Below are 14,172 nucleotides of genomic sequence, written 5' to 3' on the forward strand. Positions count from 1 at the left end.
TGTGACACAATTACGCGGCGCATCCGCGCAGCAGGCCCGGCCCGCGCCCGACCTGAGCACTTCCCCCCGCGCGGTCTGGCGGTTGACCTGGCCCCAGATGCTCATGATGTACCTTATGTTCTTCATGGGCTTTGTGGCTGTGTGGGTTGCCGGACAGATCAGCGCGGATGTTCAGGCGGCGCTGGGCATGGTGAACCAGTGCAGCATCCTGCTGATGGTGGTCGCCATGGCTGTTTCAAGCGGCGCTACGGCGGCTGTGAGCCAGTCGTTGGGCGCGCTTAAAGTCATGCGCGCCCAACGCTATATTGGCACAACTGTTATCGGCTGCATGGGGCTTGGTCTTCTTGTGGCCCTGGGTGCCGCCCTTTTCAGCGATGGCATACTGCGCATGCTCATGGTGCCTGACAGCATCATGCCGCAAGCCCGCGAAATGTGGGCCGCCAGCATGCTTGGCCTGCCCGCGCAGTATCTGTACGCCTCAACCGGGGTCATGTTCCGCGCCACGCGCCAGGTTTTGCCGCCCCTGTGGGTTGCTTCCGGCGTGTGCCTGTGCAACCTGCTGGCCTGCCTTGGCCTTGGGCTTGGCTGGTTTGGCATGCCCAACATGGGTTATATGGGCCTGATCTGGGCAAACGTGGGCGCGCAGTATCTTGGCGCTGTATGCAACTGCGTACTTTTGGCCCATTCCGGCTATCTGAACCGCAAATCCCTGCCCTCCCTGCGCTGGCTCCGCGCTGGCCTGCCCTACCTGCTCAAGGTGGCCCTGCCCGCAGGCGCGGCGCAGATCGTATGGCAGTCCGGCTACATGATGCTGTTTGTTCTGGTGGCGTCATTGCCCGCCGACAGCGTCAACGCGCTGGCTGGTCTCAATGCCGGTCTGCGGGTGGAAGCCCTGCTGTTTCTGCCGGGCATGGCCTTCAACATGAGCGTGGCCGTGCTGGTGGGCAACAGCCTTGGTGCGGGCAAATCCGCCGAAGCCCGGCGCGTGGCCCTCAATATGGTGACGCTTGCGGCTGTGGCCATGAGCTTTATGGCCGCCCTGCTCTGGCCCTTCCGGCAGGAGGTGGCCCACCTGCTCTCGCAGGAGCCGGGCACGCAAGCTCAGATTGTAAGCTACCTTACCTACAACCTGCTCTCCACACCCTTTTCCATCGCAAGCACTGTCATGGGCGGCGTGATGACGGGAGCCGGTGCCACCAAGTACAACCTCATGATTTTTGGCGGCAGTTTCTGGCTGGTGCGCCTGCCCTTGGGCTGGCTGCTTGGTCACATGCTCTGGGGCACGGCCTCGGGCGTATTTGTGGCCATGCTCGTATCCCAGATTCTGCAAACCAGCATCATGCTTTATGTGGTGCTCTTCAGCGACTGGACGCGCTTTGCCATGAGCCGCTGCCGTCAGCCGCAAACCCCGTAAATACCGCCCCGGAGGCCGCAATTGCGGCACCTCGGCATGCGCCCGCGCACTGTTTATGCATCTGCGCATTGAGACGCGAGGAGACGATTGTGAACAAGACCTTTACCCCTGTCAGTCTGGACGGACGCCAGCAGTATTACGAACTGTGGGGCCGCACCCCTCAGCGTTCACTGGACTATACCCTGGCAAACCTGTGGGGCTGGCAGGATTACTACGGGCTTGAATGGTGCTTTGAGGACAACCTTTGCTGGATCCGCCAAACCCGGCCCTATGCCGTGTGCTGGGCCCCTGTGGGCGACTGGAACGCGGTTTCGTGGAAGGATCTGCTGCCCTGCGGCTTCAACCCCGAAGCCCACAACATCGCCCGCGTGCCGGAAAAACTGCTGGAAATCTGGCAGCGCGAACTGCCCGGACTTGTGGATGCGGATGAAGACCGCGGCCAGTGGGAATACCTGTACAAACAGGAAGAACTGGCGGAACTGCCGGGCAACCGCTTTCATAAAAAGAAAAATCATCTCAACAGCTATGTGAAGACATACGGCCAGCCGGACTACCACACGCTGGACGACGCCATGGTTGAAGACGTGCTGGCAGTGCAGGACGACTGGTGCCAGTGGCACGAATGCGAGGAATCGCCTTCGCTCAGGGCCGAGAACGAGGCCATCAACCGTGTGCTCAGCCACTGGAACTGTTTTACCGGGCTCGTGGGCGGTTCGCTCTATGTGGACGGCAAGATGGTGGCCTTCAGCGTTGGCGAAAACCTGGACGGCGCAAACCTTGGCGTGCATTACGAAAAAGGCCTGAATGGCTTCAAGGGCGTGTACCAGACCATCAACTGCCTGTTCTCGCGCAACGCTGGCGCAGGATTTACCTACATCAACCGGGCGCAGGATCTGGACGAAGAAGGTCTGCGCCAGGCCAAGATGACCTACCTGCCTGCCGACTTTCTGCGCAAGTACAAGGTGCGCATCCGCAAGAGCTGACATTTAGCTGCTGCGCCGCAGCGTGGGGGCAATCTCTGTTCACCGCGCTTCGGAGCTGAAATGCAGAAAAACCGCGCAACCGTCCTTTATCAGGGCGGTATGCGCGGTTTTCATGTGTGCGGCCTAACTTTTGCTGCTCTCGCCCGGTGCACAACCAGTTGAGGGAACTCCTTTGGCAGGCAACCCAAACAAATGCAAAACCCCGACGGAAGCCGGGGAATTGCACGAAAAAACAGTTGAGGTGGCTGAATCATGCCATAATTGGTATTCCTGTCAACATGAGATACCAGTCAACAAAAAATAACATTTCCTCCACATTCATCTACGTGGGACACCCTGCCTTGAAATTTTTTAATCTGCAATATTAATCTGATACGTGGCATGCGCAGATCTGCCCTTCTGGCCCTGACAGAAAAAATATCGCCGCCCACCCTCCTCTAGAAAAAATATTTTTTAGCCCGCCTGCCTCTTCACCATATCCCAAGGCAGATCAAGCAAATGCCTTAGCCCACATAGAGCGACACCACTCAAGCACAGCATTATTTGCGTAAAAACAACGAAATTTCGTTTTAATTTATGAAATATCATTTCGCTGCAAGTATCGAATGACGCACAAAATTCCACAATACACCGTAATTAAAGGAATAATATATAACGGCTTGGTTCTTGAATACTACGACCCAATGATGCTGCTCCCCCACACAATGGGGAAAGCATATTGGGCTGAAGCTGGCAAAAGGAAACCACGGAGACTGAGCGGGCAACTTGCCGTGCTTTGCACAGCTTCCGGTGGCATATGATTTTGCTCGATCAATGTCTGGCTTTGTGCTCTGGGCTGGACAGAACAATGAACTTTTGAGGTGTGATGATGTCAAAATTCGCAACGCCGCAGTTGGATCAGCTTGAATCCGGTCCATGGCCGAGCTTTGTATCCGATATCAAGCAGGAAGCTGCGCATCGCGCGGCCAATGCCAACAATGTCGAGTATCAGATCCCTGTGGACTGCCCTGAAGACCTTCTGGGTGTGCTTGAGCTTTCCTACAACGAAATGGAAACGCACTGGAAGCACGGCGGCATCGTGGGTGTGTTTGGTTACGGCGGCGGCGTTATCGGCCGTTACTGCGACCAGCCCGAAATGTTCCCCGGCGTGGCGCACTTCCACACCATGCGTGTGGCCCAGCCTTCCGGCAAGTACTATCACAGCAAGTTCCTGCGCGACCTGTGCGATATCTGGGACATGCGCGGCTCTGGCCTGACCAACATGCACGGCTCCACCGGCGACATCGTGCTGCTCGGTACCCAGACTGCCCAGCTGGAAGAAATCTTCCACGAACTGACCCACAAGATGAACGTCGACCTGGGTGGTTCCGGTTCCAACCTGCGTACGCCTGAAGCCTGCCTTGGCCAGTCGCGCTGCGAATATGCCTGCTACAACACGCAGGACATGTGCTACCAGCTGACCATGGACTATCAGGACGAACTGCACCGTCCCGCCTTCCCCTACAAGTTCAAGTTCAAGTTCGACGGTTGCCCCAACGGCTGCGTGTGCGCCATGGCGCGTTCCGACTTTGCCGTTGTCGGTACCTGGAAGGACGACATCAAGATCGACCAGGACGCCGTGAAGGGCTACGTGGGCGGCGAATTCGCCCCCAACGCCGGCGCTCACTCCGGTCGCGACTGGGGCAAGTTCGACATCCAGAAGGAAGTCGTGGACCTGTGCCCCTCCAAGTGCATGAAGTGGGACGGCTCCAAGCTTTCCATCAAGACCGCCGACTGCGTGCGCTGCATGCACTGCATCAACACCATGCCCCGCGCTCTGCACATCGGTGACGAACGCGGTGCGAGCATCCTCGTGGGCGCCAAGGCCCCCGTGGTGGACGGCGCCCAGATGGGTTCGCTGCTCGTGCCTTTCGTTTCCTGTGAAGCCCCTTACGATGACGTGAAAGAAGTCATCGAAAAGATTTGGGACTGGTGGATGGAAGAAGGCAAGAACCGCGAGCGCGTGGGTGAAACCATGAAGCGCCTGTCGTTCCAGAAGCTGCTGGAAGTCACCGACACTCCCGCCGCTGCCTACCATGTGAAGGAACCGCGTTCCAACCCGTACATCTTCTTCAAGGAAGAAGAAGTGCCCGGCGGCTGGAACCGTGACCTCGCTGCATACCGCAAACGCCATCAACGCTAGTCAAAGGGGGAAAAGAACATGGCTTTTATTTCTTCCGGGTACAATCCCGCAAAACCGATGGAAGGCCGTATCAGCGATATTGGCCCCCGCAAATATAATGAATTCTTTCCGCCGGTAATTGCCAGAAACTTTGGCAAATGGCTCTATCACGAGATTCTGGAGCCCGGCGTGCTCGTACACGTGGCCGAAAGCGGCGAAACATGCTACACGGTGCGCATTGGCGGCACCCGTACCATGTCCATCACCCACATCCGCGAGCTGTGCGATATTGCCGACAAGTATTGCGGCGGCCATTTGCGCTGGACAACGCGCAGCAACATCGAATTCATGGTGGAAGACAAAGCCACCATGGAGGCTCTGCGCGACGACCTGAACAGCCGCAAGTTTGACGGTGGCTCGTTCAAGTTCCCCGTGGGCGGCACCGGCGCTGGCATCAGCAACATGGTGCACACCCAGGGCTGGCTGCACTGCCACACCCCCGCCACCGACGCCTCCGGCCCGGTCAAGGCCGTGATGGACGCCCTGTTTGAAGAGTTTAAAGACATGCGCATGCCCGCCCCGGTGCGCATCGCGCTGGCCTGCTGCATCAATATGTGCGGCGCTGTGCACTGCTCGGACATCGGCCTTGTGGGTATTCACCGCAAGCCCCCCATGGTCGACCACGAATGGGCTGATCAGCTCTGCGAAATTCCCTTGGCCGTGTCTGCTTGCCCCACCGCCGCTGTGCGCCCCACCAAGGTGGAACATAACGGCAAAAAGGTGAACTCCATCGCCATCAAGGAAGACCGCTGCATGTACTGCGGCAACTGCTACACCATGTGCCCCGCCCTGCCCATTTCGGATGCCGAGGGCGACGGCGTTGCCATCATGGTTGGCGGCAAGGTTTCCAACCGCATCAGCATGCCCAAGTTCTCCAAGGTCGTTGTGGGCTACATCCCCAACGAGCCGCCCCGCTGGCCCACACTGACCAAGACCATCAAACATATTGTGGATGTGTACGCGGCCAACGCCAACAAGTATGAACGTCTGGGCGACTGGGCTGAACGCATCGGCTGGGAAACCTTCTTCAAGATGACCGGCCTTGAATTCACCCACCACCTTATCGACGACTTCCGCGACCCCGCCTACTACACCTGGCGGCAGAGCACGCAGTTCAAGTTCTAACAGCCTTTGGCCACCCCGCGTCCCTCTGCGGGGTGGCCAGGACAATGAGGTTACCATGACGCCGGATCAACAAAAAATCGTTGATTTCATCAGCGAGAAAAATAAGACCAAATTTTACTTCAAAGATTTTCTGGATATTTTTCCTGAAAAAGGCCCCAGAGAAGTAAAAAAAATACTGACTTCAATGGTGCAATGCGAAGTGATGGAATTTTGGTCCTCAGGCAGTACAACCATGTACGGCCTCAAGGGGGCTGGAAAGCAAAGCCAGGCCGAGGGCGAGGGATAGGAAATGCCGTTCCTCCACAATCCCGCACCTCGCTGAGCTGATCTGCACTGCAGGCAGATGACATGAAAGGCGAAGTTTCGGAGCACGCCATTGCCGCCGGAACTTCGCCTTTTTTATAGGGAACTGCGTAAATTACTCGGCCCCGGAAAAATCCTCTGGCTCGTCAAAAGATATGGATGCCGGGCGGAGTTTATACAGATCAAACCGTTTGAGCCGGGAAATAAGGGTTGTTGGTTTTATCCCTAACAAGGCCGCAGCGCCCCGGTTGCCGTATATGAGCCAGTTTGTGCGCTCCAGCGCGGCTTTCAGATTGGCTTTTTCCATGTGCCGCATCTGCTTTTCCGTCAAAATCTTTTGCGGGCCGCCAGCAGGTTCGCCGCAGGCTTTCTCCGCCTGATCCGCTGGCCCGCAAAGGGCAAGATAGGCCAGGGCCTGCTCAGGCCGCCCGGTGATGACCATTCGTTCAACGAAATTCTGTAATTCCCGGATGTTGCCCGGCCAGCTATAGTGCCGCAACCTGAGCATCTGTTCTTCCGTCAGGTCAAAAGCGCAGCGACCATTTTTTTTACAAAAAACGCCGATGAAATGCCGCACCAGCAGGGGGATGTCTTCTTCCCGCTCATTAAGATTTGGCATGATGATGGGGAAGACTTGCAGGCGGTAATAAAGATCGTCCCTGAACGTTTTGTTCTGGATGGCCTGTTTCAGATTTTTATTGGTGGCGGCGATGATCCGCACATCAGTGTGGCGGCTTTTACCTTCGCCGACTCTCCGAAATTCTCCGTCCTGTATGACCCGCAACAGCTTGCCTTGAAGCTCCAGCGGGATCTCGGCAATTTCATCAAGAAAAAGGGTTCCACCGTCAGCGAGCTGAAAAAATCCCATATGGTCATTGATCGCGCCAGTGAAAGCCCCCTTGGCATGGCCAAAGAATTCGCTTTCAAAAAGATGCTGCGGGATTGCGGCGCAGTTTATCTTGATAAACGGGCTGTTTTTTCTTTTGCTGTGCTTGTGCAGTTCATGGGCGACTAGTTCTTTGCCCGTGCCGGAATCGCCTTGAATGAGTACAGTTGCTTCCGTATCGCCGACAATCTGAATCTGTTCGCGGATTTCCTTGATTGCGGCGCTTTCGCCGATGATGCCTGTAAACTTGCGCGCTTCGCAGAGTTCTTCGCGCAGGTGAGCGTTTTCCAGCTCTTTTTTCTGGTTGCTGGCATCGGCTATTTCAAAAAGACGCGCATTGGCAATGGCGTAGGCGATATGATCGGCAACCATGCGCAAGAGTTCAAGGGTGCCCGCTTCAAGCATGCCGCGCGAAAAAACTGCTATGACACCAAGGGTTTCCCCCCGGCACACAAGGGGCTGCCCGGCAAAACTGACAATGCCCTCCTGCTCGATCCATTGGCGATCGGCAATCCAGGGTTCCGTGCCGTCAATGCGGGCAACCTCAAGCGGTTTGTTGGTCAGGGCTATGGCCCCGACCTTTCTGCTGCCTAGGGGAAAACGATAAAATCCAGACAGCTCCGTTTCTGTCCACAGCCTGCCATTGATGCGGGATTTGCCGTAGCTGGCCTTGAGGTGCAGGCATCGCCCCCGGCCCGCGCAGATTGACTTGTCCGCGCATGCGGGGCAGGCAGTGTCCGGTTCCACAAGCCATATGCGCACCAGCGCCGAATCGCGCGCGGTTCCGAGGCTTTTAACAGCCAGCGAAAGCACGTCTTCCACTGCGCGCTGCTGCGCCAGATCCAGAAGGAGCGTTTTGATGTCTCTGTCGCCAAGAATAATCATAGAGCGGGAGTATATAGCACAGGCCTGTACTCCGCAATTCCGCATGCCTGAGGCAAAGTAAAGGCGGGCAAGGCACCGTCCCCAGGAACGCGCTCAATCGTTGTTTACAAACGATTGGCGTTCTGGAGGCGAATATGCTTTGCCCGCCCAAGCTTATCCATGCAAATAAAAAAACAGTTGCCAACGCGGCCTTTCCGCGCTGTTTGCACACCGCTAATCAAGCTTTGCCGTAATCTGCTTTGCACCATTCCGCAGCTTGGTAATAAGAGACTCAAGAATCTGACTCTGCTGCGAAAGATCAATCAGTGCCGTTGATATCTCCTGAAGCGCCGCCGAAGTCTCAGACGTATTCTGGTCTGCCGCGGAGATGGATTGCGTTATTTCAGCAGAGGCGTGCGTCTGCTCATCCACAGCGCGGGCAATGGCCTGAATCTGATCGGCCATTTCGTTCACATGGAGTGTGATCTGGCTGATGGCTTCCCCTGTTCCCTCGGCCATGTCATTAACCTTGGAAATAGCTTCAACCGCAACATCCACACCGCTGACGTTGTTTCGTGTGCCCTGCTGCACGGCCTTGATGGCATCGCCCACTTCCGTTACGGCCAACATGGTTTTTTCTGCAAGTTTGCGCACCTCGTCCGCAACAACGGCAAAGCCTCTGCCGGCATCTCCGGCCCTGGCGGCTTCAATGGCTGCATTAAGGGCAAGCAGGTTGGTCTGGTCTGCAATATCGTTAATGACATTCATAATTTTGCCGATGTCTTCGGCCTTTTGCCCCAACTCACTCATTCCTGTTTTCAATCCGTCTGCAATGGTTTGCACGGACTTGATGGCTTCAACCATATTACGAACTTCGCCAAGCTCCTTATTCGCATTGGCTTTTACCAGTTCAGAAGAAGATGAAGCTTGCGCCGCATTGGTTGATACCTCCTGCACAGAGGTATTCATCTGCTCCATGGCAGCGGCAACAGAATTCATGCTGTTTGAGAGGCTCAAGGCGAAATTGCTGGATTGCTCAACCTGGGCTGAAATTTCCTGAGATGCCGAGGTAACGGAACCGACAACACCATCAAGCATGTTGGCAGCTTCAACCATGCCCGCAGCACGCGATTTAAGGACATCGTCCCTGGCATCAGACGCTTCCTGGGCATGCTGCTGCGCGCGGGCTTCAGACTCTTCGGCCTCTGCCGTTTTTTGCTCGGAAAAGAGTATCTTTTCTTTCAGGCGGGACACCATGGCAGTCAGAGAGCGCTCCAGAGCCTGCAATTCCGCCTTAAAGGAACCCTTGGGCTGCGTATCCAGTTCCCCTTCAGAAATCTGGTGGGCGAATATCTGAAGCCGCAAAAGAGGATTCACAAGGCTATTGCGCATGATAACCCATACAGCACACACAATTAAAACCAATATGATAATAGTTGCTGCTCCAATAGCAACGGCAGCGCCTTGGGTTCTTTTAACGGCATCATCCAGAGAATAGATTATTTCAAACGCCCCATGGATTTCGCCTTCCTTCCAGCCCTCCTTGATGCCGCCAATGGGGTCTGGCGCACCCTTTGGGTCGCCATGACAGTACATGCACTCTGCCGTCAGAGCTATTGGTTTAAAATAATGGATGGCGTCGGGCTGTCGCACCACAAGTTCAGTAAGACCCTGCGACTTGATTTTGTCCAGGGCGGCTTTTTCAAGCTCGTTGGGCGTATTTTCCGGATTGCGCGGGGAATATTTGGGCACACGAAACCGGTAACCAAGCTTGCTCGCATTTTGCCGCGCCATTTTTATGGCCGTGATGATCGGCACAGCATCAATCAGTTTATCGCGCGAAATTTCATCAAGCGGCTTGATAACACCATTGAACTTAAGGGCCATTTCCTGGCGTGCCGATTCCGCCATGCTGACAATGCCGCGTGCTGATTGAAGGACAGCCTCTTCTTCAGACTTCCATATGCTCTGCATTGCGTATGCAAATACCAGGATGGCAAGAAGCGTTGGCCCGAGTATTGATAGAAGTAAAACTTTCAGCTTGATACTCATAAGTCCCCCACAATTGCGGATCACAAAACATTAGGGCATCAAACCTGCATCACTAAAGATGCGCCTCAAAATAATTGAAAAACAGACACAGGATCAAACATATTGCTAGAACCAGCACTTTTACTATCGATCAAGGTAAAAATTTATATAAATACAAACAACAAACTACTCTTGAAGTCAATATAAACTACATAATATGAAGCATATCGGCATAAGCCATGATAACATTAGAAGTTAAATGAATTTTTTTATTATGCAATAACAATATTTTACAACAACATCTTAACATAATATATCCAGATAACAACCACCATATTAAATACATATGTTACATTATAAAGAATAGCTAGCTATCAATCTTCAGTTCACCACCAAAAGGATCAATTTTGCATAACCAAAAATTCAATACATGCGGCTAATGCACAGAATATACAACTACCCACAAAAAGCCTCTTCCATGCGATAACACGCTTAAATGTCGCATAAAACATTCCAACTAAACCAAACAAAAGGCGCCCCAAGATTGCTCTCAGCGCGCCGCAGGCAAAGATTTCACGGGCGTGCCGCCCGTGAAAAAATTTTAAAAACAATAATCCCGCTCTCCGTTTTCAATGGAGGCAGATAATCGGCAACTGATTGCCAGTGGGCGCACTCCGCTCAACCATAAACGTGTATACAGGATAATGAGGCAGAACAACCTGTTGCTGGCACGGTTTACTGGCAGCCGACCTGACGCCACACGGCAAGGTTTCCACACTACAAAGAAATCAGCGTTGGTGCTCTGACGGGTTTGAAATTGCCTGCGACAACGGTCAGCGGGTGCGCGATATTTTTGCCTTGGATACCTGCGACCGGGAAGTGATGGCCTATTCCGCCACTACTGGCGGGTACAGTGCTGACATGGCACAAAGCGCCATGCTGGCATGCGTTGAAAAACGGTTTGTGGATGTCAAAACATTGCAGCCAGTTGAATGGCTCTCCGACAACGGCTCCTGCTACACAGCAAGAGACACAATAACTTTTGCCGCTGTGCTGGGAATCGTCAGCAACTTTACTCTGGCTCGCAGCCCCCAAAGCTATGGCATGGCTGAAGCTCTCGTCAAAACATTCAAACGAGATTACGTCTTCTGCAATGATCGACCAAATGCCGAAACCGTGATGGCGCAGCTTTCTGGCTGATTTGAAGACTATAATGAAAATACCCCACACAAGGCCCTGCGGATGCTCTCGCCTCATAAGTTTATCCGTTCATTGCAAAATTTGGAGTGTCCGGTTTAGCGGGGCAACTCCAATACGAAACCATGCCTCACCGACTGGCTGCTGCAAAATGTGCGAAAAATTCTGGACACGACCTATACTTTCAAGTGGCACAGGTAGACCCGATTGAAGCGAATTAACAAGCTGTAACGACAACAGGTCAGAGTCATTTTAATTCAGCTAGATTTAAAAAATATAGTTATTTATTTTTACTAACCATCTTCAATGAATTTAAAAAATAGCGAGCAAAATCAGGATATAAATCTACAAGTTTAGGCAATACGGGCTCGACTTTTTCCTCTTCACTCCTCAGTGAATCGTATAAAAGACAATCCGCAAATACCCCATTGCTTAAATCTTTAAGGATGTGTTCGTATCTTCCTTCAAAATGTTTGTTTATAACATCATAGGCTTCGATTTCTTTCATACCGAAAAGAGATCTATGTTTAAGGCGATCTACCTCGGCAACAAAATATATCCCTTGCTTGTGTCGTCGATATACACTCATTACTTTATTTATGAAGCCAATTTTCCCAATCTCCGCATGTAACAGGTGCAAATACCAATCACCAGGACATAAATCGGATCGAAACCAATCCGGCAATCCTCCACGAAAACGCCACCGATACATAACAGAATTGGTTTGAATAAGATTACATTTGAGTAAATCACTCAAATAATAGAATTGACAAACTCCTCGAGGAAGTTCACCTACTGGAGGATATAAGCGTTCACGTTCTGGCTCATCCTCATACAAAACACGAACTACATGAAAACATAGTGATGCAGTTTTATTTTTTTCCAAAAAGTCATACTGCTGTTGCAATTTATAAGGATCAGTAAAATAATCGTCACCATCACACAAGGCTACATACTTACTTTCAGCACTTTCATAAAGTGCTGCATAATTCTCCCCTCCACCAACATGATGTGCATGTAGAATTGGAGTGATAGATTTATACCTGTTGGCGTATTCACGGATAATTTCTTGAGTGCCATCTGTAGAACCATCGTCGGCAATAATATGCTCCACAGGAAAACTAGCTTGCTGTAAAAGCACGCTCTCTATAGCGTCAGCAATAAAAGCTTTATGATTATAAGTTGCCGTAAGCACAGAAACTTTTGGCATATCAACAACACAGATCTTATGATACCCGTGTACATGCTCAACTGCCTGTAAACAGCGCCGCGCCACTTTAGGAAGGTGATGGGCAGACGTGCTCGCGCCTTTCAAAATACGCTGAGCAAAATCTGAAGATAAAGATTTAGCCAATTCCATGGCCATAGCTTCATCTAACAGTTCAAAAGGCTGCCAATTTTTGTAGGCAATATCTCTTTGTTCCAAAGCTTCCTTGAAAAAAGCATTTGGATCTATATGTTCGTACAAACTTTTATCTTTTTTTAAGTACGTTTGCCACAAATCACTTCTTAACTGCGGAGATAATAACGGACTTGTGTTCGCCCCTCTTTCTAAAAAAGCACTTTGATCATGCCAAAATAGTCCTGTCTCAGAAACCTCCTTGCATTGAGTGAGATTAATACTTTCAATAAACTTAAGCACTTCTTTTGAAACAAAAGGTAAGATCGGATTATTATTAGAGATTAAGCCGACACTATCGATAGATAAAATATTAAATATTTGAAGCAAGTCAGAATGCACATCACTATTATAACTCATGCCCTTAGCATTATGAAAATGCAATGAACACCCTTCTATCACACTCAATTTTTTAAAAAATTCATTCAGAGTTATAACTTTTGATACCTGCTCTTTAATATAATTCCTAATTGAAATATTCCACGAACGACTTAAACTTAAATAGCAGGCGCTTTCAATTTCGACATCAGGCAAGGGAGGATATACAAAGATACGATACTCTGAATCAATGAAGTATTCTTTGAAAAGTTCAACCCAAACTGCGATTTTCAGCAGATCATGAGAGCAATATGACAGATTAATCCCAACAGTATGGATTGTTGTATTTGCATTGCAAATCGCCAAAACGTCTTCTATTGCTTGTCGAGCAGGACTCGCAACTCTATGATCTCTTAAGAAATTAATATGATTTTCATATGTCAAACTTAATGGCAGATCAAAATAAGGCGCTGAACAGCCAACAATGCCGTTCTCATTTAACAACCGAACATTCTGAAGAAAAAAATTACTCATGGATTGCGCAACAGCATACCCTCCAACAAATAAATTAATAAATTTGACCATAGAATGTATCCCAAGGCATCAAAGCCGCATCAAAGTTGAGGAGTTGCATGATGTTTTGTTAGGCTCGATATAAAAGGTATTGCCTAAACATCAGAAGCAAATTCATGGCGTTTACCGTAAATGCCCATCCAGCTCGCTTTTGTCCCTAATCTTCCTCCAGTTCCCAAGTACAAACCAACAAAGAATAAATTAATACTAGCCACAAGCAATTGGGCAATAACATTTTGTCGCTTTTGCGGATAGAAATGGCGAGAGCCACGAAGACGCCAACAATCATTAAAAAACCAAATATCTTCTAGGTACATAACCCATTTGGAGCGCTGCTGGGCAGGCGCAAGCAAGTTCCCCATAAGCATCCGTAAACTTTGCGGATAGTATGGACGAACATGAGTTGGATCATAATAAAACCGCTCACCAAGGACAGGGCTTATAATTATCAACTTACCATCAGGATTTAATAATTCAAGGTAGCTATTTATACATGCGGTAAGTGATGCCAAATCCATATGTTCAATAAGATGAGACATAAGGATCACATCATACAATTCTGTCCGGGGGAATTTATCTGGCGTAAAAACATTGTACCCCTGTTCCACGAGTTGTGAAACTTGCCGGGGGTTACTGTCAACACCAGTAACTTTGCAGCCCATACGGCCCAATATCGACAAATATTTTCCCAACCCGCAACCAACGTCCAACACGGATGCAGATGAAAACCGTTCAGCAAATATGTTCACAAGCTGCTTTTCTTCAAAGCGCTGATAATGAGCAAGACTCATGAGCCGTTGCGAATAAGTAGACATAGCCACTCCAATTTATGTAACATACCTAAATATATAGACATTG

The 14,172-nt window shown here is 50.9% G+C and carries 9 protein-coding genes and 1 pseudogene; 6 read left to right on the top strand and 4 right to left on the bottom strand.

Translation table 11 applies throughout. From position 1 onward, the window contains the following. Nucleotide 1 precedes the first annotated feature (1 nt). From ACUZ9P_RS13610 to ACUZ9P_RS13630, 5 genes are all read left to right on the top strand, one after another. On the top strand, nucleotides 2-1,414 hold the full coding sequence (locus tag ACUZ9P_RS13610) for an MATE family efflux transporter (RefSeq protein ID WP_449250106.1): 1,413 nt from the start codon (nucleotides 2-4) through the stop codon (nucleotides 1,412-1,414). 89 nt (nucleotides 1,415-1,503) lie between these two features. Next, nucleotides 1,504-2,397, top strand: coding sequence for a DUF2156 domain-containing protein (locus ACUZ9P_RS13615; RefSeq protein WP_449250107.1), 894 nt, complete (start codon nucleotides 1,504-1,506; stop codon nucleotides 2,395-2,397). Between the two features lie 868 nt (nucleotides 2,398-3,265). Next, nucleotides 3,266-4,579 carry a dissimilatory-type sulfite reductase subunit alpha gene (gene dsrA, locus ACUZ9P_RS13620; protein ID WP_449250108.1) on the top strand — a complete coding sequence of 438 codons (1,314 nt, stop codon included), beginning with the start codon at nucleotides 3,266-3,268 and terminating at the stop codon, nucleotides 4,577-4,579. A gap of 18 nt (nucleotides 4,580-4,597) precedes the next feature. Next, a complete protein-coding gene (dsrB, locus tag ACUZ9P_RS13625; RefSeq protein WP_449247707.1) occupies nucleotides 4,598-5,743 on the top strand; it encodes a dissimilatory-type sulfite reductase subunit beta in 1,146 nt (381 codons plus the stop codon). A 55-nt stretch (nucleotides 5,744-5,798) separates the two neighbouring features. Then, nucleotides 5,799-6,029, top strand: coding sequence for a dissimilatory sulfite reductase D family protein (locus ACUZ9P_RS13630; RefSeq protein ID WP_298995816.1), 231 nt, complete (start codon nucleotides 5,799-5,801; stop codon nucleotides 6,027-6,029). A 132-nt stretch (nucleotides 6,030-6,161) separates the two neighbouring features. Here ACUZ9P_RS13630 and ACUZ9P_RS13635 read toward each other — a convergent pair whose 3' ends face one another. Then, nucleotides 6,162-7,817 (bottom strand): sigma 54-interacting transcriptional regulator, encoded by a 1,656-nt coding sequence (locus ACUZ9P_RS13635; protein ID WP_449250109.1) that lies wholly within the window; start codon nucleotides 7,815-7,817, stop codon nucleotides 6,162-6,164. Nucleotides 7,818-8,030: 213 nt separating this feature from the next. After that, nucleotides 8,031-9,770 (bottom strand): methyl-accepting chemotaxis protein, encoded by a 1,740-nt coding sequence (locus ACUZ9P_RS13640; protein ID WP_449250110.1) that lies wholly within the window; start codon nucleotides 9,768-9,770, stop codon nucleotides 8,031-8,033. Nucleotides 9,771-10,471: 701 nt separating this feature from the next. On the opposite strand from ACUZ9P_RS13640, the pseudogene ACUZ9P_RS13645 reads away from it, so the two are divergent. Next, nucleotides 10,472-11,126, top strand: a pseudogene (locus ACUZ9P_RS13645) (DDE-type integrase/transposase/recombinase); the annotation flags it as partial. A 178-nt stretch (nucleotides 11,127-11,304) separates the two neighbouring features. On the opposite strand, the gene ACUZ9P_RS13650 reads toward ACUZ9P_RS13645, so the two are convergent. Together ACUZ9P_RS13650 and ACUZ9P_RS13655 are read right to left on the bottom strand one after the other, a co-directional pair. Continuing rightward, nucleotides 11,305-13,326, bottom strand: a complete 2,022-nt coding sequence (locus tag ACUZ9P_RS13650) for a glycosyltransferase family 2 protein (protein ID WP_449250111.1) — start codon at nucleotides 13,324-13,326, stop codon at nucleotides 11,305-11,307. Nucleotides 13,327-13,409: 83 nt separating this feature from the next. Then, nucleotides 13,410-14,129: a class I SAM-dependent methyltransferase gene (locus ACUZ9P_RS13655; protein WP_209819145.1), complete on the bottom strand. Its 720-nt coding sequence runs from the start codon at nucleotides 14,127-14,129 to the stop codon at nucleotides 13,410-13,412. Between the last annotated feature and the right edge of the window lie 43 nt (nucleotides 14,130-14,172).

Source organism: Desulfovibrio intestinivivus, from assembly GCF_053570665.1.